Annotated in this window: 20 protein-coding genes; 10 read left to right on the top strand and 10 right to left on the bottom strand. The window is 61.8% G+C overall.

Going from position 1 to position 21,989, the window contains the following annotated elements:
- Positions 1-755: 755 nt before the first annotated feature.
- Positions 756-1,403 (top strand): hypothetical protein, encoded by a 648-nt coding sequence (locus DWW73_RS03320; RefSeq protein WP_117778747.1) that lies wholly within the window; start codon positions 756-758, stop codon positions 1,401-1,403.
- Between the two features lie 210 nt (positions 1,404-1,613).
- Here the strand turns inward: DWW73_RS03320 and DWW73_RS03315 are convergent, their stop codons facing one another.
- The 5 genes from DWW73_RS03315 to dnaK form a co-directional block, all read right to left on the bottom strand.
- Complete coding sequence (locus DWW73_RS03315) at positions 1,614-3,914, bottom strand: hydratase (protein WP_117778746.1); 2,301 nt, start codon at positions 3,912-3,914, stop codon at positions 1,614-1,616.
- Between the two features lie 380 nt (positions 3,915-4,294).
- Positions 4,295-4,711, bottom strand: a complete 417-nt coding sequence (locus DWW73_RS03310; protein ID WP_006235210.1) for a heat shock protein transcriptional repressor HspR — start codon at positions 4,709-4,711, stop codon at positions 4,295-4,297.
- Between the two features lie 72 nt (positions 4,712-4,783).
- Positions 4,784-5,749 carry a DnaJ C-terminal domain-containing protein gene (locus DWW73_RS03305; protein WP_035136622.1) on the bottom strand — a complete coding sequence of 322 codons (966 nt, stop codon included), beginning with the start codon at positions 5,747-5,749 and terminating at the stop codon, positions 4,784-4,786.
- 108 nt (positions 5,750-5,857) lie between these two features.
- Positions 5,858-6,700 (bottom strand): nucleotide exchange factor GrpE, encoded by an 843-nt coding sequence (locus DWW73_RS03300; RefSeq protein ID WP_117778745.1) that lies wholly within the window; start codon positions 6,698-6,700, stop codon positions 5,858-5,860.
- A 2-nt stretch (positions 6,701-6,702) separates the two neighbouring features.
- Positions 6,703-8,595: a molecular chaperone DnaK gene (dnaK, locus tag DWW73_RS03295; protein ID WP_117778744.1), complete on the bottom strand. Its 1,893-nt coding sequence runs from the start codon at positions 8,593-8,595 to the stop codon at positions 6,703-6,705.
- 658 nt (positions 8,596-9,253) lie between these two features.
- On the opposite strand from dnaK, the gene DWW73_RS03290 reads away from it, so the two are divergent.
- Complete coding sequence (locus DWW73_RS03290; protein ID WP_006235216.1) at positions 9,254-9,439, top strand: DUF362 domain-containing protein; 186 nt, start codon at positions 9,254-9,256, stop codon at positions 9,437-9,439.
- 238 nt (positions 9,440-9,677) lie between these two features.
- On the opposite strand, the gene DWW73_RS03285 is transcribed toward DWW73_RS03290, so the two are convergent.
- Genes DWW73_RS03285 through nadA form a run of 4 tightly spaced genes read right to left on the bottom strand, consistent with a single transcriptional unit; the run spans position 9,678 to position 13,545 of the window.
- On the bottom strand, positions 9,678-10,223 hold the full coding sequence (locus tag DWW73_RS03285; protein ID WP_117778743.1) for a transcription repressor NadR: 546 nt from the start codon (positions 10,221-10,223) through the stop codon (positions 9,678-9,680).
- Positions 10,223-11,083, bottom strand: a complete 861-nt coding sequence (nadC, locus tag DWW73_RS03280; RefSeq protein ID WP_117778742.1) for a carboxylating nicotinate-nucleotide diphosphorylase — start codon at positions 11,081-11,083, stop codon at positions 10,223-10,225. Before nadC ends, DWW73_RS03285 begins: the two co-directional genes overlap by 1 nt.
- A 3-nt stretch (positions 11,084-11,086) precedes the next feature.
- Positions 11,087-12,463 carry an L-aspartate oxidase gene (locus DWW73_RS03275; protein WP_233509104.1) on the bottom strand — a complete coding sequence of 459 codons (1,377 nt, stop codon included), beginning with the start codon at positions 12,461-12,463 and terminating at the stop codon, positions 11,087-11,089.
- Positions 12,464-12,519: 56 nt separating this feature from the next.
- Positions 12,520-13,545, bottom strand: coding sequence for a quinolinate synthase NadA (gene nadA / locus DWW73_RS03270; RefSeq protein ID WP_117778740.1), 1,026 nt, complete (start codon positions 13,543-13,545; stop codon positions 12,520-12,522).
- Positions 13,546-13,838: 293 nt separating this feature from the next.
- Here nadA and DWW73_RS03265 point away from each other — a divergent pair, with 293 nt between their 5' ends.
- Entirely contained in the window at positions 13,839-14,561 is a 723-nt protein-coding gene (locus DWW73_RS03265; RefSeq protein ID WP_117767183.1) for a LytTR family DNA-binding domain-containing protein, read from the top strand.
- Entirely contained in the window at positions 14,561-15,838 is a 1,278-nt protein-coding gene (locus DWW73_RS03260; RefSeq protein WP_117778739.1) for a GHKL domain-containing protein, read from the top strand. Before DWW73_RS03265 ends, DWW73_RS03260 begins: the two co-directional genes overlap by 1 nt.
- Before the next feature lie 64 nt (positions 15,839-15,902).
- On the opposite strand, the gene DWW73_RS03255 is transcribed toward DWW73_RS03260, so the two are convergent.
- Positions 15,903-16,478 (bottom strand): hypothetical protein, encoded by a 576-nt coding sequence (locus tag DWW73_RS03255; protein ID WP_117778738.1) that lies wholly within the window; start codon positions 16,476-16,478, stop codon positions 15,903-15,905.
- Between the two features lie 136 nt (positions 16,479-16,614).
- Between DWW73_RS03255 and trxA the strand changes: the two genes are divergently transcribed.
- The 6 genes from trxA to hypD all read left to right on the top strand — a co-directional run bounded on the left by trxA (position 16,615) and on the right by hypD (position 21,924).
- Positions 16,615-16,935, top strand: a complete 321-nt coding sequence (gene trxA, locus DWW73_RS03250; RefSeq protein WP_055250861.1) for a thioredoxin — start codon at positions 16,615-16,617, stop codon at positions 16,933-16,935.
- A gap of 221 nt (positions 16,936-17,156) precedes the next feature.
- Positions 17,157-17,405, top strand: coding sequence for a hypothetical protein (locus DWW73_RS03245; protein WP_006235225.1), 249 nt, complete (start codon positions 17,157-17,159; stop codon positions 17,403-17,405).
- Between the two features lies 1 nt (position 17,406).
- Complete coding sequence (nikR, locus tag DWW73_RS03240) at positions 17,407-17,919, top strand: nickel-responsive transcriptional regulator NikR (RefSeq protein WP_118205863.1); 513 nt, start codon at positions 17,407-17,409, stop codon at positions 17,917-17,919.
- A gap of 42 nt (positions 17,920-17,961) precedes the next feature.
- On the top strand, positions 17,962-20,418 hold the full coding sequence (hypF, locus tag DWW73_RS03235) for a carbamoyltransferase HypF (RefSeq protein WP_117778737.1): 2,457 nt from the start codon (positions 17,962-17,964) through the stop codon (positions 20,416-20,418).
- A 130-nt stretch (positions 20,419-20,548) separates the two neighbouring features.
- Positions 20,549-20,809, top strand: coding sequence for a HypC/HybG/HupF family hydrogenase formation chaperone (locus DWW73_RS03230; protein ID WP_055250830.1), 261 nt, complete (start codon positions 20,549-20,551; stop codon positions 20,807-20,809).
- A complete protein-coding gene (hypD, locus tag DWW73_RS03225) occupies positions 20,809-21,924 on the top strand; it encodes a hydrogenase formation protein HypD (protein WP_117778736.1) in 1,116 nt (371 codons plus the stop codon). Before DWW73_RS03230 ends, hypD begins: the two co-directional genes overlap by 1 nt.
- The last annotated feature ends 65 nt before the right edge of the window (positions 21,925-21,989 follow it).

The raw sequence follows: 21,989 nt of genomic DNA, 5'->3' as shown, positions 1-21,989 counted from the left end.
AATCTAAGTCTCTATATATAAGATTTTCTGAGTGATTGATGGATAGGGTACTGAGATGTCAGCCCGTCGCTGCCCAGGCGCACTACCATCTCGATCTATAACATCTAGCAGCCATTTTTGATCCTAGATGTTACAGATCGAGATGAAATGACCAGCGGCAACCGTTTGTCTCAATCTGTAACATCTACTCGGCAAATTAGGGTCTAACTGTTACAGATCGAGACAAGCCACGAAGGCTCATCTGAAAATCTAAATCTGTAACAGCAGGCTTACTTCCAACAGCCCAGATGTTACAGATCGAGACAAACGGAACCACCACAAAGGTGCCTGTCCCCTTTGTGGTGGTCCCAGTCTATTTTTAGCGTCCCACAAGATCCAACGAGAACACAGCGACGAAATCGAGAGCCACCGATAGCCCGTTCGCGCAGATATAGATGGAGATTCAAGACAAGGGTGCCGGCTTAAACGGCTTGGTTATCGTACGCCACAATACTCTCGTCATCGTCCCCGTCGTTTTTATAGTGCTTATAGTGAAAATAGCGGGTTTAGTGAGAATAGTATTGCGCAAAACTCGTGAACTCAATTTTTGACCCCTCGCCCAGAATGAGGGGAGGCAAATATTCCTATTAGAGATCGAATCGAAGCCCAATAGGGCCTTTTAGCCCCCCATTTCGAACGATCGCTTTCTTTTGAATATTGTCGTAAGCTTGTATCATTTATCTTAATGATTGCATATTGCATGAGAGGTGCCCACCGTGAAACGCTCCACCTATATCGGCCTGCTCGTCTTAGCGTTTGCAATTACCGCAGTCGGCGTAGGCATTATCTATCTCGCATTTCTCCCTGCCTCGGCGACGCAGGCGGCGGTTGAAACCATAAGCTATCCCATCGAAATCCTCACCGATATCGTCAAACCCGATTCAATCACCGTCGATTTCGACGGTACGCCCGCAGCGCTTGGGGTCAGCAACTATCCCCGAATCGAACTTGGAGCCACGCGCTATACCCAAGATGAGCAGCTTATCGGCAAGGCAACCAGTTTACTCAAAGGCAAGACGTTTAATCGATGGTACGGCGCCGCAATATATCGAGCCAAGAAAGGCCAAATGAATGGCGGGTATTATTCGACCCTTGAACTCGACGCGGCAAACGGGAGCATACTGTGCAACGTCTCATACGACCCCGGCTACGTGGACAACGAAGGGCCGGGAGTCTATATCTCGGATGGCAACGTGATCTACGTCATGGAAGGCGACCAGACGGCAGTCGTCGATTTTATGGATCGGTGTACCGAGGATGCCTACGAACAAACCTGCGAGCCCGATCCGCAGACAGCGCGCGACAGCGGCTCAGCACGCACTTGGCTATTTGACGATGAGATAACCTGGACCCCATCGAAATAAGAACCCGCTGGACAGGCACCTTTGTGGTGGTCCAAAAAGAAGCCGCCCCGATAACAGGGGCGGCATCAAGCAACTCTATTTATTAGCGTCCCTCAAGACCCAACGAGGACGCAGAAATGTAGCCCGGGGCTTACCCTTTCCCGAACGCGGCCCTCGTGAAGCGCGTGAGCGGGCGGGAAAGGGTAAGTCCCGGGCGGACAATTAAGTGCGTTACTCGGCAGTGGCCTTGAACTTGTTGTAGTTGATCAGGCAGCCGGCCTTGACGATGGCACGCTCCTCTGCCGTCATATCGGCAATGTAGAGCTTAATCTGCTCGACCGCACCGTCGGCGCGCACCACGTAGGCGGCGATGTCCTTTAGGTCGCCGTCGAGCGCGGCGCGGATACCCGGCACAAAGACGTAGTCGCCCACCTCAAAGTTGGGCTCGGCCTCCATCTGAAAGGGCACCATGCCCCAGTTCATCACGTTGGAGCGATAGCGCTTGGTGGCATACTCGTGGACGATGTTGGCCAGGCCGCCAATTACGCGCTGGCAGCTCGCAGCCTGCTCGCGGGCAGAACCGTCGCCCGGCTTCTTGGCATAGAGCATGGAGCCGTACTCGGTCGCCTTGGCATCGGCCGCGACACCCGCACCAGCCAGCGCCTCGAACACACCGGCAAGCTCGGCATCGAGCGCCGCCAGGTCGCCCGCGGCCTCTCCGGCCACGCGGCGCTTCTCCACGGCGTCGACCTCCTTGGAGCGGCCCACGTAGGCCGGATCGCGACGGCTCAGCGTAAACTCGGCCAGGCCCAGCGGGTTGGAGCGGAAGGAACTCGTCTCGCCCGAAGGAATGAGCTCGTCGGTCGTGGTGACCGGGTCCATGATCTTGGAGCACACCTTGAGCAGGATATCGTCGCCGAGCGGCTCCATCGCGGGCCACGGCTTGATGTTGGGGCCCTCAACCAGCTCGTCGGCAGGCTCCGCCTTGCCAAAGCCCCAGTACACACGCTTTTTGTACGGTGCGTCATCAAAGGTGTACTCGCAGGCCTCGTCCCAAGTCTCCTCGGGCAGGTCGGTCGCCGGCGTCAGAACGCCGCCGTTGGCAGCCGTCGCCGCAATGGAGCGGGCGTCCATCAGGGCCACGGCGCTCAGCTGGCCATTGCCCGGCTTGGAACCCTCGCGGTTGGGGAAGTTGCGCGTGGTGTGGCGAATGGACAGGCCGTTGTTGGCGGGCGTGTCGCCGGCGCCGAAGCACGGGCCGCAGAACGCCGTGCGCACGATCGCGCCGGCCTCCATGAGGTCGTAGATATAGCCGCGACGTGTAAGCTCGAGTGCCACAGGCTGGCTCGTGGGATAGACCGACAGCGAGAACTCGCCGCAGCCGGTGTTGGCGCCCTTGAGCACGCGGGCAGCCTGGACCACGGAGTCGTAGTTGCCGCCCGAGCAGCCGGCGATAACGCCCTGCTGCACGTGCAGCTTGCCGTCGACGATTTTGTCGAGCAGACTAAAGTGTGTCTTGCCCTCGCCGATCTTGGCGGCCTCGAGCTCCACCTCGCGCAGGATGTCCTCGAGGTTCTCGTTGAGCTCGTCGATCTCAAAGCCGTTGGAAGGATGGAATGGCAGCGCAATCATGGGCTTGATGCTCGACAGATCGACCTCGACGCAGCCGTCGTAGTAGGCAACATCGGCGGGCTTGAGCTCGCGGTAGTCGTCGCCGCGGCCGTGCATGGTCAAAAACGCGTGCGTGTCCTCGTCGGTGGCCCAGATGCTCGACAGGCAGGTGGTCTCGGTGGTCATGACGTCGACGCCGTTGCGGTAGTCGGTCGTCATGCTCGCGATGCCGGGGCCCACAAACTCCATGACCTTGTTCTTAACGTAGCCCTTGGCAAAGACGGCTCGGATGATGGCGAGCGCCACATCGTGCGGGCCGACACCGGGACGCGGGGCGCCCGTGAGGTAGATGGCGACGACGCCGGGATAGGCGACGTCGTAGGTGTCACGCAGCAACTGCTTTGCCAGCTCGCCGCCGCCCTCGCCCACGGCCATGGTGCCCAGGGCGCCGTAGCGGGTGTGCGAGTCGGAGCCCAAAATCATCTTGCCGCAGCCGGCGAAGTTCTCGCGCATAAAGGAATGGATGACCGCGATATGGGGCGGAACGAAGATGCCGCCGTACTTTTTGGCAGCCGAGAGACCGAAGACGTGGTCGTCCTCGTTGATGGTGCCGCCCACGGCGCACAGCGAATTATGGCAGTTGGTGAGCACGTAGGGCAGCGGGAACTGCCCCATGCCCGAGGCGCGCGCCGTCTGGATGATGCCGACAAAGGTGATGTCGTGGCTCGCCATGGCGTCGAAGCGAATCTTGAGCGCCTCGGGGTCGCCGGACGTATTGTGTGCCTGAAGGATCGAATACGCGATGGTGCCGCGCTTGGCATCCTCGGGCGTCTGCGTAATGCCGCGCTCAGCGGCCTCGGCTGCAGGCACAACCTCGCTGCCGCCGCGCAGGTAGATGCCGTCCTCGTACAGCTTAACCATACTGTCTCCCACTCTGCCCGAAAGGCTCGGGCGCATAGCATACATTCGTTCAATATCGTGCCATAGAACGGTTGCGAGCGGGTTACGAATCTGCGCGTTCACTTTATCTCAGTAAAGCAAAGGACGAGCCCGGTGTGGGCCGACAGATTTGGCGCAAGAGTGTCCCTTTCGACTAGTCATTTAAGAACGTCCCCAATGACTACCGCATCCGGAGCAAGGCAACGCCGCAGGTAGAGGACGGACAGCGAGCGACGTCCGGAGCGAACAAGTTGGCATGAAAAAGGCAAGGCATAGACCTTCTGGTCATGCCTTGCCCTTTGAATGACAAATTGTCGCTCCGGACGTCGCGCAGCGTCGGCCGTTCGGTAGAACGGCGGAACCTAGAGATCTCCGCCGGCGCCCAGTAGCTTGCGCATGACTTGCTCGGGGTTGACCGAGCCGTCGCGCGGGGCCAGGGCAGTGATCTTCTTCTGCATCTTGTACTCGTGCAGCTCGTCCTCGAGCTGGCGCACACGGGCGCGGAGCTTTTCGTTCTCGCGCTCGCGCTCCTCGGCACGCTCCTTCATATCGAGGATGCGCACCACGCCGGCAAGGTTGATGCCCTCGTCGGTCAGCTGGTTGATGAGCTCCAGGCGCTCGATATCGGCACGCGAATACAGACGCGTGTTACCGCCCGAGCGCTGGGGATTCACCAAGCCTTTGGACTCGTAGACGCGCAGAGTCTGCGGGTGCATGCCGGTCAGCTCGGCCGCCACGCTGATCATGTACAGCGGTTTGTTCCTATTGTCCTCGGCCATGCTACCTGACCCCTTTCCGTCTCGTTATCGTCCATCATAAGCCCGTGGACAGGCGCGGGCGCCACGACCGCCCTAGTACGTCGCCTTGTAACGGTTGACCTTCTCACGATAGTCGCGCGTGTCGGCCTCGCGTAGCTTGGTCATAGCATCGCGCTCGTCATCGGAAAGGTTCGTGGGGACCTGCACCTTGATCTCGACGAGCAGCGCACCCGTGCGGCCGCGATGCTTAACGTCGGGTGCACCCATCTCCTTAAAGCGGAACTTCTTGCCCGTCTGGGTACCCGCGGGCACCTTCAGACGAACCGTCGCACCGCCGGGCGTCGGCACGTCCACCGTGCAGCCGAGCGCCGCCTCATAGACCGAGATCGGCACCTCCATGGTCACGTCGGCACCTTTACGCTTAAACAGCGGATGCTCCTCCACGTGCGTGGTCACGACCAGATCGCCGCGCTCGCCACCCGCAACGCCATACTCGCCGCGACGCTTGTAGCGCAGCTTGCCGCCGTCGACCGCGCCCGCAGGCACCGAGACCGTAATGGTCTGTTGCTCGCCCGTCGAGGGAATACGGTAGGTGACCTTGTGCGTCACGCCGCGAAACGCGTCCTCGGCCGTCACATCGACGGTCAGCGATAGGTCGCCGCCCTTGCGAGCGCGGCTGCGACCCGCGCCGGCACCGGCAGCGCCCGCAGCCCCGGCAAAGCCCGAGCCCCAATCGCTACCCCAGGCGCCATTGCCGCTGAAGATGCTGTCGAAGATATCGCCCCAGCCGCTGGCGCCCGCGCCGGCACCGTAGCCGCCGCCATACGCGCCGCCCGCGCCCGGCATGCCGCCGAACATGAGCATCTGGTCGTACTCTTTGCGCTTCTTCTCGTCCGAAAGCGTCTCGTAGGCCTCGCTGATCTCCTTAAACTTGGCCTCGTCGCCGCCGGCATCGGGGTGATATTTTTGCGCGAGCTTGCGAAACGCGCTCTTGATCTCTTTGTCGGAGGCGCTCTTGGATACGCCCAGGATGTCATAGAAGGTTTTGCCTGCAGCCATCGTAGCTCCTCTCCTGTTACGTCCGCCGCCCATGCAGACGACGGCTCATGCTTTCATATGGCACTAGGCCAGAAAGGGCCCCGGGTGTTGCCCCGGGGCCCTTCTCAATTACTCCTCGGTGCTCTCGGCCGTATCGGCCGAAGCATCCTCGGGCGCCGCTTCGGGCTCCGGTGCGGGGCGCTTCTCGCCACCGTAGGTCACCGTCACCATCGCGGAACGCAGGATGCGATCCGCCATGCGGTAGCCCTTCTGGTACACGTCGTTGACGGTCTCGTCGTACTGCGATGCGTCCTCGACGCGACCCACAGCCTGGTGCTCGAGCGGATCGAACGCCTCGCCCTTGGGGTCGATGGGCTCAACGCCCTCGTGCGCAAACACATCGAGCAGCTTGGCATGCACCGCGTCGACGCCATCGACGAACTGCTTAAAATCGTCGGAAAGCTCCTGGCTACGGGCATGGTCGATCGCGCGCTCGATATCGTCAATCACCGGCAGCAGCGCAGTGACAAGCTTCTCGGTCGCGCGCTCGCGCTCAGCGATGCGCTCGTTGGCGGTGCGGCGACGGAAGTTCTCCCAGTCGGCCTGCAGACGGGCGGTGCGCTCGGTGGCGTCCTTTGCCTTGTCCTCGGCGGCCTTCTGGGCCTCTGCCGCAGCATCGAGCTCGTTGCGCACATCGGCAAGCTCCTTTTGGGCCTGCTCGAACTTGAGCTTAAAGTCGTTGTCGGCGGCTTCTTCACCGGCGCGGATAGCGGCTTCCACCATCTCGTCCTCGGTCATCGTCGCCTCCTTGTTGGAATCCTCTACCTGGTTCTCGGCAGCCTCGGCGGCCGGGGCCTCGTTGGCCTCGGTATCGTCGACGGCCTCTACGGGAATCTTCACGTCCTTCTCCTCAGAGTCAACGGGGGCGGTGCCAGCGGTGGCCGCCTCCGTGCGAGCTTTACGGGCGGACATGATTACTTGTCCTCGTCGTCCACAACCTCGTAGTCGGCGTCGACCACGTCATCGTCGGCAGGCTGGGCACCGGCGGCACCGTCGGTCTGCTGCTGAGCATCGGCGTAGACAACCTGGGCCAGCTCGTAGGCCACGGACTGCAGGGACTCGCCGGCGGCCTTGATGGCCTCGACGTCAGAGCCCTCGAGCGCCTTCTTGGCGTCGGCGATAGCGGTCTCGGCCTTGGACTTCACATCGGCGGAAACCTTGTCGCCCAGCTCGTTGAGGGTCTGCTCGGTGGAGTAGCACAGGCTATCGGTCTGGTTGCGGACCTCGACCTCCTCCTTCTGCTTCTTGTCCTCCTCGGCATGGGCCTCGGCGTCCTTGACCATGCGATCGACTTCGTCGTCGGACAGAGCGGTGGAGCCGGAGATGGTGATCTGCTGCTCCTTGCCGGTGCCCTTGTCCTTAGCAGAGACCTTGACGATGCCGTTGGCGTCGATGTCGAAGGTGACCTCGATCTGCGGCACGCCGCGGCGGGCAGCCGGGATGCCGGTCAGCTGGAACTTACCGAGCGACTTGTTGTCGCGAGCAAGCTCGCGCTCGCCCTGGAGCACGTTGATCTCGACGCTGGTCTGGTTGTCGGCAGCGGTGGAGTAGACCTCGGTCTTGGAGGTCGGGATCGTGGTGTTGCGGTCGATCATCTTGGTCATGATGCCGCCCATGGTCTCGACGCCCAGCGACAGCGGGGTAACGTCGAGCAGCAGGATGCCCTCGACGTCGCCGGTGAGCACGCCGCCCTGGACGGCAGCGCCGTCGGCAACGACCTCGTCGGGGTTCACGGACATGTTGGGCTGCTTGCCGGTCATGGTCTTGACCAGATCCTGGACAGCGGGCATACGGGTGGAGCCGCCGACGAGGATGACCTCGGTCAGATCGGAGAGCTTGAGCTTAGCGTCGCGCAGGGCGTTGGTGACAGGCTGCTTGCAGCGCTCGAGCAGGTCGCGGGTGATCTTCTCGAACTCGGCGCGGGTCAGCGTGTAGTTGAGGTGCAGCGGGCCAGACTGGTTCATGGTGATGAACGGCAGGTTGATGGTGGACTGCTGGGCTGCGGAGAGCTCCTTCTTGGCGTTCTCGGCGGCCTCCTTCAGACGCTGCAGGGCCATGGGGTCCTGACGCAGGTCGACACCGTTCTCCTGCTGGAACTTATCGGCCATCCAGTCGATGACGCGCTGATCCCAGTCGTCGCCGCCCAGGTGGTTGTCGCCCGAGGTGGACAGAACCTCAAACACGCCGTCGGCGAGGTCAAGGATGGAGACGTCGAAGGTGCCGCCGCCCAGGTCGAAGACCAGAATGCGCTGGTCGGTGCCCTGCTTGTCCAGGCCATAGGCCAGAGCAGCAGCGGTCGGCTCGTTGACGATACGCTTGACGTTGAGGCCGGCGATCTTACCGGCGTCCTTGGTGGCCTGACGCTGGGCGTCGTTGAAGTAGGCCGGGACGGTGATGACGGCGTCGGTGACGGTCTCGCCCAGATACTTCTCGGCGTCGGCCTTCATCTTTGCGAGCGTCATGGCGCTCACCTGCTCGGCGGTATAATCCTTGCCCTCGATATCGACGACGGCACGGCCACCCTGGCCCTCCTTGACCTCATACGGCACGGTCTTGATCTCGGAGGTGCACTCGGAGTACTTGCGGCCCATGAAGCGCTTGATGGAGAACACGGTGTTCTTGGGGTTGGTGACAGCCTGGTTCTTAGCGGCCTTACCCACAACGCGGTCGCCGTCGGCACGGAAGCCCACGACGGACGGGGTGGTGCGGTCGCCCTCGGCGTTCACGATAATGGTCGGAGAACCGCCCTCGAGAACGGCCATGGCGGAGTTAGTAGTACCAAGGTCGATACCAAGAATCTTACTCATTAGAAATTCCCTCTCTCTTTTGCGTTCGCGTCGCCTCGACGGTCTGTCGCGCGGCGCTTCGGCTTGTCTTTCAGGATGTAGTGTATCCCCTTATGGGCTGGAATATACAAAATCTAAGTCAATTCATATAAGATTTCTTATTGCTGAGAGTTTAGGTTCTTAAATGCGCAGGTAGATGCGCTGATTGAGTTCTCGGCAAATCTATTGAGATCTATGTAGAGATGGCTGAGGTTTGCGTCCGGGGGTGCCTGGGGGCCGTCTTGCGGCAAGCGTATCCCGGTTTGAGCGTGGATTCCGGGTCGCAGTTTCCGTCTGAAGGCTCAACCGGAAACCGCATCCCATTTTGAGAGCTGATACCGGGTCGCAGTTTCCGCTAGCGGGCCCAACCGGAAACTGCGACCCGGTTTTCGGCCAAATAACGGGATGCCCTTTCCGCAGGCGCGCTCAATAGGTCAATATTACAAGTCACCTATAGCTAACATTTGCGCAGCTCAACGGCCACACCTGCGCGTTTTTTAGTAAACCTTGGCATACTCGGCGAACGGTATGAAGATGCCGGCCAGAGGGTATTGCAAACGGTCGCTCCCGTGGTATGTTTTTGCCCGAATCAAACCGACGCGCATCGCCTGTAGCGTCGGTCAACAGAGAGGAAACTACCATGGCTCATCCCGTAATTGATGCCGACGAGTGCATCGCTTGTGGCGTTTGCGTCGACTCCTGCCCCGCTGGCGTTCTGGAGCTCCAGGACGTTGCTACCGTCGCTGACGAGGACTCCTGCGTCGCCTGTGGCGCTTGCCAGGACGCTTGCCCCGCTGGCGCGATCACCGAGATCGTCGAGGAGTAACAACTCCCCCACTTGCACACTCAAAAGTACACCGTGCACAAAAAAGGAGGCTTCCGCATCGCCGCGGAGGCCTCCTTTTTTGTGCGGATAACCAATTAGGCACCATCGCAGGTTGAGCTCACGTCAGCGAAAACGTCCCTAAGCGAGCAAGGTGACGTGAAAGAGGAGGGAAGCGTACTTTTGTACGCGACCGACGATTGAACGTCAGATTGCCGCTTAGGGACGTTTGCAGCATCGGCTACGATAGATCGTCCTCGTAAGGCATTAAATCGGCAAGGTAGCCTTTCTCCTTGAGCATGGCCTCGATCTCGTCGAGGGTCTGCTCGTCTTCCGCCGCGATGCGATGGAAGTGGTAGCCGCTCGTCACCGTCAGCAGCGGGAAGCTCTTGCCGCTCTCGATATCGTGCAGATAGCGCTCAACATCGCGACGATTGCGAATGTCCAGGTCGGCCGTGATCTTACCGTACACGCGGTGATTGACGATCACGTTGAGCACGGCGCCGCCCGCGTCGACGATGCTCGTGAGCTCATCGCCCGCCTGCTCCACGCCGTGGCGTACCTTGACCAGACGCGTGGGCACAGCCGGGCTACTCGCGGCTTCCTGCAGCACGTAGCCGCGGTTGGTCGCCACGATATCGTGCCCATCGGCACGCAACAGGGCAATATCCTGAACCACGACCTGACGGCTCACGCCAACCTCGCGGGCAAGTGCGCTGCCCGAAACGGGCTCCTTGGCTCCTTCGAGCACGCCCATGATGGCACGGCGACGCTCGCGGGCGTTCATTATTTACCGTCCAGCAGACGCAGGTGCTTAAGCGAGAGGTCGAGGATCGGCGCGGAGTGCGTCAGGGCGCCCGAGCTAATGTAGTCGACGCCCAGGTCGGCAAGCGCGCGGATATTGTTAGCGTCCACGTTGCCCGAGCACTCGGTCTTGGCGCGACCGGCGATAAGCTCGATGGCGGCGGCCATGTCGTCATGGGTCATGTTGTCGAACATGATAATGTCGGCACCGGCCTCCACGGCTTCGCGTACCATGTCCAGGTTCTCGCACTCAATCTCGACCGTCGTGGTAAACGACGCGTGGGCGCGCGCCATCTCGATCGCGCGCGTCACGCCACCGGCGGCATCGATGTGGTTGTCCTTGAGCATGACGGCTGTCGACAGGTTGTAGCGATGGTTGCTGCCGCCGCCGATCTCGACTGCGGCTTTCTCAAAGACGCGCATGCCCGGCGTGGTCTTGCGCGTGTCGACAAGCACGGTCTTGGTGCCCTCGAGCGCAGCCGCCATCCGATGCGTGTAAGTAGCGATGCCGCTCATGCGCTGCAGGTAGTTGAGCGCCACGCGCTCGCCCGAAAGCAGTACGCGCGCATCGCCGCGCACCTGGCCCACGTGGTCGCCGGCGTGCACCTCGTCGCCGTCCGCGACATCTAACAACACAGAGCTCTGCGGATCCAGCAGCTCAAAGGTGCGAGCGAACACATCCAAGCCCGCGATGATGCCATCGGCCTTGGCGATAAGCTCCACCGTGGCGGGACGCGCCGTGGGACACACGCTCGCCGTGCTCACGTCCTCAAAGGTAATGTCCTCGCGCAGAGCCTGCAAAATCAGGTCATCGACGACGAGCTTCATGGTAATGGGATTCATGGTCTACTCCTCCACGGCCTGCGTGCCGGCAGCGCGGGCCAAATCATCGATTGCAAGGGTATCGGCACTCAGGGCGCGGTGACGCCCGTCAAGCGCGGGCTCACCGGCCTGCTCCACGGCCAGTGACTCGCCGGTACGCATGTACCACGCGGCGCGACGACCCCAGACCAGCGCCTCGAGCAGGCTGTTCGATGCAAGGCGGTTCTTGCCGTGTACGCCATTGCAAGCCGTCTCGCCGGCGGCGTAGAGCTCGGGCATCGAGGTGCGGCCGTCCTTGTCGACCCACACGCCGCCCATAAAGTAGTGCTGCGTGGGTGTGACGGGAATGGGCTCGTCCAAGATGTCGCGGCCGTCCTCCAGACAGCGCGCACGAATATTGGCAAAGTGCCCGGTCACCACGTCGCGCTCGACGGGGGCAAAGCTCAGCCACTCGTGCTCGACGCCGTCCCGCTTCATCTGCTCGCGGATGGCGGCAGCGACCACATCGCGCGGCTGGAGCTCATCGGTAAAGCGCTCGCCGGCGGCGTTGAGCAAAATCGCGCCCTCGCCGCGGCAGCTCTCGCTGATCAGGAAGGTGCGGCCCGGTTGCGGCGAGAACAGTCCCGTGGGATGAATCTGCACGTAGTCCAGGTGCTCCATCGTGATGCCGTGCTCCTGCGCGATGTAGCAGGCGTCACCGGTGAGCTGCGGGTAGTTGGTCGAATGGTCGTACACGCCACCGATACCACCCGTTGCCCACAGCGTATGGCGGGCATGGATCTTAAACGGCTTGCCGGCATGTACGCCCTCAGCGGCATTTGCCAGCTCGTCGGCGGGACGAACCGAGTTATCCTCGTCCACGGGAACGGCGACGACGCCGGCGCACACCGTAGCGCCATCGCGCTCGGCGGTCAGGATGTCGGTCATGGCAACGTGTTCGAGAATCTGCACGTTGTCCAGCTTGCGGACAGCCTGGAGCAGCTTGGTCGTAATCTCCTTGCCCGTAATATCGGCATGGAAGGCGATGCGCGGGCGGCTGTGTGCGCCCTCGCGGGTAAAGTCGAGGCTGCCGTCGGCCTTGCGCTCAAAGTCCACGCCCATGGCCAGCAGGTCGTTGATGACCGAACGGCTCGAGCGAATCATGATGTCAACACTCTCGCGGCGGTTCTCGTAATGGCCGGCGTGCATGGTGTCCTCAAAGAAGGCATCGTAGTCAGAACCCTCGGGCAGTACGCAGATGCCGCCCTGCGCGAGCATCGAGTCGCACTCGTCGACAGCGCCCTTGGAGAGCATGATCACGCGCGTGCTCGTCGGCAGATTGAGAGCCGCATACAGGCCTGCCACGCCGCAACCGGCAATGACAACGTCACACTCCATATCGGGGTATTGTTTGGTTTCCACAGGAATCCTCTCCCTTGTAATGTGGCATAAGGAATGGTCCCTCATGTCACATTGGCTTAGCGCGCCGCGTACTCGAGCATGCGGTCGAGCGTGAGCTTGGCCTGATCGGCGGCCTCGTCCGACACGCCAATCTGCACCTCGCCCTCGCCCGTCTCCAGGCAGTGCACGAGTTTTTCGAGCGTGATGAGATCCATGTTGACGCAGGTGGGCTGCACCGCAGGGAAGTAGAACTTCTTGCCGGTGCCCTGGCAGCGGCGCTCGAGTTCGTAGAGCACGCCACGGACCGTCACGATAATGAACTCGCTCGCGTCGGACTCCTCGGCGTACTTGATGATGCCGGCGGTGGAGCCGATGTAGTCGGCCTCGGCCAAGACGTCGGCCTTGCACTCAGGATGCGCCAGCACGAGCGCGTCGGGGTGGGCCTCCGTCGCGTCAACGATCTGCTCGACGGTGATGATGTGATGGCGCGGGCAGTAGCCGTTGTTGAGGATGACGTGCTTTTGGGGCACCTGCTCGGCTACGAAGCGGCCCAGGTTCTGGTCGGGAATGAACAAGATGTGCTGCTGCGGCAGCTCGGAGACGATCTTGACGGCGTTTGAGCTGGTAACGCACACGTCACTCCAGCTCTTGATCTCGACCGTGGAGTTGACGTAGCAGACCACGGCCAGGTCGTCGCCGTACTCGGCGCGCGCCGCATCGACCGTCTCGCGCTTGACCATGTGCGCCATGGGACAGTCCGCGCCCGGCTCGGGCAGCAGCACGGTCTTGGTGGGATTGAGCAGCTTGGCGCTCTCGCCCATAAACTCCACGCCGCACAGCACGATGGTCTGCTGCGGCAGGCTCTTGGCAAGCTTTGCCAGGTAGAAGCTGTCGCCGACGTAATCGGCCACAGCCTGAACCTCGGGCGCCACGTAATAGTGCGCCAGGATCACCGCGTCGCGTTGGGTTTTAAGTTGCTGAATGGCCTCGACGAGCTCTGCGGGCACCAGTGCCGCGCGCTCCGTTGCCGTCGTTGCCGATGCTAGGCCGGCCGCGATATCGCGTGCAAGCTCCGACGCATCCATGTTCGCGCTCTGTGCCATCAAGGCCCCTCTCTTTTGGCGAATCTTGGGGCTTTAGTATGACACCTAGGTTTACAGCTGACAAGACAGCTGTAAACCTAGGTGTAAAGTTGAAATAAAGATTCGACCATGCGGCAAGTCCATATTCGAACTGGCAAGCTGAGGATAGCCGAGCTCTCGATAGCGCAGGAGGCATCTTTCGCCACCGCAATTCCGCTCGGCGCGAGTTGCACGCCGTGGGGCGCAAACGGGACACGCCTCCGCGAGCGGTCCGCGCCCAATGTGGCAAAATCGAACTACTAAGGGGGCTCAGAATGCTCAAGATTATTGCCTGCGACGATGACGTCGCTTTTCTAGATAGACTGCACCGGATGATCGACCGTTGGTCGATCGAGACGGGCACGGCGGTCGATGTTGCGCTCGTTACGCGCGGCGAGGACCTGCTGGCGCGCCATGCCGCGTCGCGCGCCGACATCATCCTGCTCGACATGATCATGCCGCTCGTCAACGGCATGGACACCGCACGCGAATTGCGCCAGGCCGACACCGCCGTGCGCCTGGTGTTCCTCACCTCGTCGCCCGAGTTTGCACTGGAGTCCTACGAGGTCCGCGCCTTCGACTATCTGCTCAAGCCCGTGACTTACGAACGCCTGGCGCAGTTACTCGACGAACTTTCGAGCATGCGCCCGGCGGCAACCGACGAGCTCGTGATCAAAACGTCCTTTGGCTACCACGCCCTGCGCCTGTCCGACATCGAATATGCCGAGGCGCGCAACAAGCACGTGGTCTTCCATCTGCGCGACGGACGCGATATCGAGGCACTCGAATCGTTCCGCAGCGTCGAGGACCGTTTGGCGCAAAATGCCACCTTCTTTAAATGCCACCGTAGCTACCAGGTCAACTTGCGCAACATCGACCACTTCGATCGCACAGACATCGTCATGCGCTCGGGCGCGTGCATTCCGCTGTCGCGCAGCAGCAAGCAGGGGTTCCAAGACGCCTACTTTGCGGTGCGCTTTGAGGGCGGGAGGCGCTGATGATCTCCTCGGTCGAAATGGTCCTTTGGGCAATCCACCACGCCACGACGCTGCTCTTTGGCGTCTTTGCCTCGGCGGCGCTGTGCGGTATCGAAATCAATCGACGCCATGCACTCGAGTTGGTGGGGGTCGGAGCCGCAACCGGCGCTGCCTTTTCGATCGCCAATGTCGTTGGCGGAGAGCTTTTTGCCCGTCAGGTCTATCCGCTCGTCGTGCACTTGCCGCTTACCGTCTACCTATGCGCGCGCTACCACTTGAGTCCGCTACTCGCGACGTTGGGCGTCACCAGCGCCTATCTGAGCTGCCAGTTCAGCAATTGGATGGGCATCGCCGCATTTGCCGCAACCGATTCTCAGATCGCGTACTATCTGGCACGCATCGCTACCACGCTCGGCGTCTTTGCCGTCCTGCTGCATTGGGCCGGCGACATTGGACCCCGCCTGGCGATTAAAAGCCCCACCGAGCTGGGCATCCTTTTAATCCTGCCGCTCGTCTATTACATCTTTGACTACGCCACCAACGTCTACACCACGCTGTTCCACTCGGGCTCGGTGGTGACGGTTGAGCTTTTGGCATTTGCGCTCTGTGCCTTCTATCTTATGTTTCTTGCCGTTTACCTGCGCGAATACGAAGAAAAGGAAACCGCCGAGCGAGAGCGTTGGATGCTCGAAACCCGCGACAGCGCCGCCATCAAAGAGCTCGAGGCTTGGCGTCAATCTGGGCGCGAGCTGTCGATTCTTCGCCACGATATGCGCCACTTCCTACGCGGCCTGGCGGCTTTAATTGAGGAGGGCCACACCGACGAGGCGCTCAAACGCATCGACGAACTCTGCGAAGCCGGCGACCGCACCGCCGTACGCCGCTTCTGCGCCAACGAGACCGTAAATATCGCGCTTTCGTCATTCAACTCAGATATCAATAGAAACGGCATTACCGCCAACCTGCGCGCCGCCGTACCCGAAACCGTCCACGTAGGTGACGCCGACCTGTTTAGCGTGCTCTCAAATGCCTTGGAAAACGCTATCACCGCCGCAAGCGCCGCACCCCAAGGAAAGCGATTCGTCGACCTTGACCTGCGACTTGAGGACGGCCAGCTGTTGCTGTTAGTTTCCAACACGTTTGACCGCGCGCCGCGCATGGTCGACGGCATGCCCGTGACCCGGCATGCGGGCCACGGCTTTGGAACCAAGAGCATCAAACTTGCCGTGGAGCGCATGAACGGCAACTGCCAGTTCCGCATTAACGGCGATCGGTTTGAGCTGCGCGCTGTGATGTAGAAGTACGGCGCCGATCTCGCGGCGCGCCTCGCCCGCCAGGCAATCGCTCGCCGGTGCCGATCCGCTACAGTGGAGCGACCGCCGGGGTCAGCTGCTTGATGTAGGCCCACATGCGCTGCTTGGCCGCTTTGTCGGTCAGCGCCGCCTCAAAGCCATCGAGCGCGAGCACGCGGCGGCCCTGCACATGGGCGACCAGGCCGGGCTTGAGCATGGCGGTGTCGAAGTCATCAATCGCCACGAGCATATCGGCGTAGGTTTCGCGCATGACATCGGCCGCGCTGTTATCGAGCAGCAGCACCGCCTCGGGATCCAGAGCCTCAAGCGCCTCGCGGAACAGCTCGCACGGCAGAGTCTCGCCCACCGCGACCGCTCCGTCGCCTGCGCCGGCGACGCTTGCCAGCACGCAAAAATCCTCGGGCGCGTAGCCGATGGCCCCAAGCGCCTTGCGCAGCGCAGCACCGTCCGGACCGGCAGCCAGCTCGCCGCCCGAACGCTCGGCCTCGTCCAAATCGCCTTTGACCAGCACGATCGGCGAGCACGCGTTGCCCACGATGCGCACGCCACGGACCGCAAGCGATGTGAGCTCCTGCTCGGCCGCCTGGGCGATGGCTTCTTTTTTCTGGCTTTGTGACGTGGACATGCGCTCTCCAATCGTTTGCGTGCCCACCATTATATAAAAGAGCTGCCCGCGAGTGGTTGCTTTGCGGGCGGCTGGGTATAAGCACGGTCGTACTGAGTTTTACGCGGCCGAGCCGCGTCGTATTATGGAGGTCACCATGGCTGACATTAAGCAGATTACCCCCGAGAACTTCGATTCCATCGTTAACGACAGCCTGCCCGTGCTGGTCGATTTTTGGGCGCCGTGGTGCGGGCCCTGCCGATCGCTCTCGCCCATCGTTGACGAGGTTGCCGATGAGCTGGCGGGCAAGCTTGCCGTTGCCAAATGCAACGTCGACGACAACCAGGACCTGGCCATGAAGTATGGCGTCATGAGCATCCCCACGCTGATTGTGTTTAAGAACGGCGAGGAGATTGACCGCTCGGTTGGCGCTCTGCCCAAGGCGAGGCTGCAGGCGCTGCTGGAGAAGCATCTGTAATACGCTTGTTACTTGCCCGCCGTCCATGAGCGGTTTTGCACCGCTCGCCGGACTGCCGGGTGCGGCGCGTGCGACCATGGATAGTATGGTAGTTACAAACAGCCCCCAGTGAACGGGTGCGAGTCGCACAGACTCGCACCCGTTTTCTTATGCAGCGGCGCGCAGAGCGGGCGTAGTAAAATCTGAATCACTGGATTACCGTCCACACAAGGAGATTTCCCATGCATGATGTTGGAATGAACATGAGCCAGCTTGCCATGAGCGTCAAGCAGGTCGACGACACCATCGAGCTCGCTCACGAGTGGAGCCATCAGTTGCTGCATGCGACCGAGAATTTTGACATGGAGCGCATCGGCGCCAAGCTCGAGGCAGCCATGGCCGCGCTGCACGAGGCCCACGACGCACTCGAGGGCTACGAAGAGGCCATCGAGGCCGACCACAACTCCGTCGGCTCCGTGAAGCTGGTGTAACGTGGCCGAACACGAGCACGGCTGCGGGTACGAGCACGAGCATCCGCACGGGGCGGACGGTGACGCAGGCTGCCACTGTAGTGGCTCCGGCTCCGAGCTGGTCCGCTTTTCGGTTACCGCACCGGACGACCTGCTGCGCCGTTTTGACGAACAGATCGCGCGCCGCGGCGACGTGGCCAACCGCTCCGAGGCCGTGCGCGACCTGATTCGCGCCTCGATCGCCAAGGAGCAGATGCGCACGCCCGATGAGCATGTTATCGGGTCGCTCACCATGATCTACGACCACCATACCGGCGACCTGACGCGCCGTCTGGACGAAGTGCAGCACGACTACACCGACGAAATCGTATCGACCATGCACGTGCATCTGGATCACCACAACTGCTTAGAGATTCTGGCGCTCAAGGGTCGCGGCGAGCGCGTCTACGAGCTGGCCGACCGTCTGCTGGGCCTGCGCGGCGTTAAGCACGGCGAGCTCACGTGCGCCGCCACCAAGCAGAGCCTGGGACTGTAGCGCACCTGTCCCTATTTGGTCGGTTTTGATGAGGGGTGTCGCATGCGACATGTGCATATTCATGTAACGGGCATTGTGCAGGGCGTTGGCATGCGGCCGTTTGTGTATCGCGAGGCCATGGCGCATGGCATTTGCGGATGGGTGCTCAACGCGGGCGACGGCGTGCATATCGAGGCGCACGCTCCGGCCGATGCGCTCGATGCTTTTGTTGCCGCGCTTTCTGAGCATGCGCCTGCGGCAGCCCGCGTAGAGTATGTCGAGGTTGTGGACCTGGCAGCCCACGGTTGGGATACCGCCAATGAACAGGGTTTTCGCATCGTAGCATCGCAGGACCAGACCGCGCACACGACGCTCGTCTCGCCCGATATCGCCACCTGCGATGATTGTCTGCGCGAGTTGTTCGACCCCGCCGATCGGCGCTATCACTACCCTTTTATCAACTGTACCAACTGCGGACCGCGCTTTACCATCATCCGGTCGCTGCCTTATGACCGAGCGGCCACGTCGATGAATTGTTTTCCTATGTGTCCTGAGTGTGCCGCGGAGTATGCCGACCCACTCGACCGGCGTTTTCACGCGCAGCCCGATGCCTGCTTTGATTGCGGGCCGCATATCATGTGGCGCGAAGCGAGCGTGGGCGATGAGCCGGGCGAAGCCGCCGCGTTGCCGGCCGTCGGCACCACGCGCGAGACCAGCGACGCCATTATCGACCGCTGTGTTGAGCTGCTGGCCGGTGGCGGTATCGTCGCCATCAAGGGTCTGGGCGGATTTCACTTGGCATGCGACGCTTCCAACGAGCAGGCGGTAGCCGAGCTTCGCCGCCGCAAACGCCGCAGCAACAAACCGCTTGCCGTTATGGTACGCGACCTTGCCGACGCTGAACGCCTGTGCCATGTCAACGACGTTGCACGCGGCTTGCTGGCCGGCAGCATTCGCCCCATTGTGCTGCTGCGCCGACGTGCTGCTTGCGAGAGCGGCGGCTCCCCCGACGCCCTCGCGCTCGCGCCGTCCGTCGCGCACGACCTTCCAGAGCTCGGTATTATGCTCCCCTACACCCCGCTTCAGCATCTGTTGCTTGCCGCGGCAGAAGCCCGCGGTATGCACGCGCTCGTCATGACCAGCGGAAACCTGAGCGAAGAGCCCGTCGAGACCGATGACGATCTTGCCTGGGAGCGCCTCGTTGCCGCCGGCATTGCCGACGCGCTGCTCGGCAACGACCGCGCGATTCTCTCGCGCTACGACGACTCCGTGGTGCGCGTGGTCGACGGCGCCGTTATGCCTGTGCGTCGCGCGCGCGGATATGCGCCGCAGCCGTTAGCGCTGCCGGCGCTCGACGGCACTGCACCCTGCGTGCTCGCCTGCGGGCCGCAGCAAAAAGCTACGATCGCGCTCACGCGCGAGGACGCCGACGGCCATGTGGCCTGTTTTGTGTCGCAGCATATCGGCGATGTCGAAAACGGCGAGACCTTCGATGCCTGGAACGCCGCGCGCACGCGCTTGGAAAACCTCTTTGACCTGGCGCCTGCCGCCTTGGCATGTGACATGCATCCCAGCTATCTGTCGAGCCAGTGGGCGCGTGAACTGGCACGGAAGCACAATCTGCCGCTTATCGAAGTCCAACATCATCATGCGCATATCGCGAGCGTGATGGCCGAGGCCATCGCCGCGGGCCAGCTTACAACCGACGCGCGTGTCCTTGGCATCGCCTTTGACGGCACCGGCGCCGGCACCGATGGGACCATTTGGGGCGGCGAGTTTCTTGTTGCCGGCCTTGCCGATTTTGAACGCGCCGCGCACCTGCGCACCTGGGCGCTCCCCGGCGGGGCGGCCTCCGTGCGCGACGCCCGCCGCAATGCCTTTGCCCTGCTGAGCGAGCTCGGCCTGCTCGAGCACCCGGGTGCCGCGGGGCTATTGGGCGCCCTCGACGAGCAAACGCGCAGCGTGACAGCCACCATGATCGAGCGCGGCATCAACAGCCCGCGTACCAGCAGCATGGGGCGTCTCTTTGATGCCGCGGCGGCAATTCTGGGCATCTGCGACAAGGCAACCTACGAGGGCGAGCCCGCCATCGAACTCGAAGCCGCCGCCTGGCGCGCGCTCGGCGGTAAGACCGTTCGTCTCGACGGCAATCATGCAGGCGTATTCACGTCTGCCGACGACTCCCCCATCTTGGACCCCCAACCGCTCATCGAATCTCTTCTGAATGGAATTGAGGCAGGCACGCCGGCCGACAGGCTCGCCCTCGAGTTTCACATCGCCATTACGCACGCTACGACCCACATCGCGTGCGAGATCTGCAATCGCGAAAACCTCGATACCGTCGCGCTCTCGGGCGGTGTGTTCATGAACCGGCTTTTGCTTCAGCTCCTTACCCACGAACTCAAAGACGCCGGTCTTGCCGTCTTGGTCCCCCATACTGTGCCCGTCAACGACGGCTGCATCGCCTACGGTCAGGCCGCCATCGCTCGCGCTCGCCTCGCGCAGACAGCATCGCGATAGGCGTTTTGCCAGCCTGCGCGCCGCCGTCTCACAGGTGTAACGCGTTTGCTCGTGACTCCCGCGAGCGCTACCATCAACTGATGGGTAATTAGGCGCCTATCCAGCGCAAAACGTATAAAAGGGGAACATTATGTGCCTTGCCGTTCCCGGTAAAGTGGTCAAACGCGACGACGACCTTAAGGCGACCGTCGACATGATGGGCATCGAGCGCCCCGTTTCGCTGCGCCTCGTGCCGACGGCACAGGTAGGCGACTATATTCTCGTGCACGCCGGCTTTGGCATTCAGATTGTCGACGAGCAGGAAGCCCAAGAGACACTCGAGCTCGTCAATACCATGACCGAGCTGGCCGAAGAGGACCAGCTCGCCACTAACCCGGCCGAGGCATACTAGTGGCGGCGGCGCAGCCGGTTCGCTCCGGTATCGACTTTTCGGCATTTCGCGACCCCAAGCTGGCTCGCGAGCTCATCGATCGTATTCATGAGCTTGTCGGCAACCGCAGCATCAACCTTATGGAAGTCTGCGGTACGCATACCGTGAGCATCGGTCGCTATGGCTTTCGCTCCATTATGCCTGCCGGGCTCAAACTGCTGAGCGGTCCGGGTTGCCCCGTCTGTGTTACCGCCAACCGCGATATCGACCATGCAATCGCGCTCGCCAAGATGGACGGCGCCATCATCACCACCTTTGGCGACATGATGCGCGTGCCCGGGTCGTCTACCTCGCTCGCCGCGCAAAAGGCGGCGGGGCGCGATATTCGCATTGTGTACTCCCCGCTCGATGCACTCGATATCGCCAAACACAACCCCGATCGCCCGGTCATCTTTATGGGCGTCGGCTTTGAGACCACGACGCCCACCATCGCCGCCGCCATTTTGGAGGCCGATGCACGCGGACTCCAGAACTTCTCGGTCTATTGCGCCCACAAGACCACGCCGCCGGCGCTGCGCGCCATCGCCAACGATCCCGAGACCACTATCGACGGCTTTATCCTTCCGGGACACGTCGCTACCATCACGGGCCTGGCACCCTTTGGGTTTTTGGTCGATGAGTTCGAGACCCCCGGCGTAGTCACCGGGTTTGAGCCGGTCGATATCCTGCAAGGTATCTGCATGCTGGTCCAGATGGTTGTCGAGAAAAGGCCGGCGATCGACAACGCCTACCGCCGTGGCGTCAACGCTGACGGCAACCCCGTAGCGCGCCAGCTGGTCGAGCAGGTATTTGAGCCGTGCGACACCACGTGGCGCGGACTGGGACCGATTGCCAACTCGGGTCTTTCCATCCGGCCCGAATTCGCGCGCTTTGATGCCGGCGCCCGCTTTGACGTACCCATTGAACCGACGGTCGAACCACGCGGGTGCCGCTGCGGCGACGTGCTGCGCGGCGCCATCACGCCGAGCGACTGCCCGCTGTTCGGCCACGCATGTACGCCCGAACATCCCGTCGGACCGTGCATGGTGAGCTCCGAAGGTAGCTGCGCGGCGTACTACCGCTACCGCGACCATTAGGTTCCGCCGTTCTAACGAACGGCGGACCGGTCGACGCTGCGCCTCACCCATATAATTCCACCCAC

It is taken from the genome of Collinsella sp. AF16-8 (genome assembly GCF_003462695.1).
Classification (GTDB): Bacteria; Actinomycetota; Coriobacteriia; order Coriobacteriales; family Coriobacteriaceae; genus Collinsella.
This window is presented reverse-complemented; position numbering and strand designations above follow the sequence as displayed.

Excerpts from the sequence above, each read along its gene's own strand:
- DWW73_RS03305 (WP_035136622.1), bottom strand. The coding sequence starts at position 5,749 with ATGGCTGCAGGCAAAACCTTCTATGACATCCTGGGCGTATCCAAGAGC.
- DWW73_RS03255 (WP_117778738.1), bottom strand. The coding sequence starts at position 16,478 with ATGTCCACGTCACAAAGCCAGAAAAAAGAAGCCATCGCCCAGGCGGCC.
- dnaK (WP_117778744.1), bottom strand. The coding sequence starts at position 8,595 with ATGAGTAAGATTCTTGGTATCGACCTTGGTACTACTAACTCCGCCATG.
- nadC (WP_117778742.1), bottom strand. The coding sequence starts at position 11,083 with ATGAATCCCATTACCATGAAGCTCGTCGTCGATGACCTGATTTTGCAG.
- DWW73_RS03245 (WP_006235225.1), top strand. The coding sequence starts at position 17,157 with ATGCATGATGTTGGAATGAACATGAGCCAGCTTGCCATGAGCGTCAAG.
- DWW73_RS03265 (WP_117767183.1), top strand. The coding sequence starts at position 13,839 with ATGCTCAAGATTATTGCCTGCGACGATGACGTCGCTTTTCTAGATAGA.
- DWW73_RS03300 (WP_117778745.1), bottom strand. The coding sequence starts at position 6,700 with ATGTCCGCCCGTAAAGCTCGCACGGAGGCGGCCACCGCTGGCACCGCC.
- trxA (WP_055250861.1), top strand. The coding sequence starts at position 16,615 with ATGGCTGACATTAAGCAGATTACCCCCGAGAACTTCGATTCCATCGTT.
- DWW73_RS03315 (WP_117778746.1), bottom strand. The coding sequence starts at position 3,914 with ATGGTTAAGCTGTACGAGGACGGCATCTACCTGCGCGGCGGCAGCGAG.
- hypF (WP_117778737.1), top strand. The coding sequence starts at position 17,962 with ATGCGACATGTGCATATTCATGTAACGGGCATTGTGCAGGGCGTTGGC.
- DWW73_RS03310 (WP_006235210.1), bottom strand. The coding sequence starts at position 4,711 with ATGGCCGAGGACAATAGGAACAAACCGCTGTACATGATCAGCGTGGCG.
- nadA (WP_117778740.1), bottom strand. The coding sequence starts at position 13,545 with ATGGCACAGAGCGCGAACATGGATGCGTCGGAGCTTGCACGCGATATC.
- DWW73_RS03260 (WP_117778739.1), top strand. The coding sequence starts at position 14,561 with ATGATCTCCTCGGTCGAAATGGTCCTTTGGGCAATCCACCACGCCACG.
- DWW73_RS03285 (WP_117778743.1), bottom strand. The coding sequence starts at position 10,223 with ATGAACGCCCGCGAGCGTCGCCGTGCCATCATGGGCGTGCTCGAAGGA.
- DWW73_RS03290 (WP_006235216.1), top strand. The coding sequence starts at position 9,254 with ATGGCTCATCCCGTAATTGATGCCGACGAGTGCATCGCTTGTGGCGTT.
- DWW73_RS03230 (WP_055250830.1), top strand. The coding sequence starts at position 20,549 with ATGTGCCTTGCCGTTCCCGGTAAAGTGGTCAAACGCGACGACGACCTT.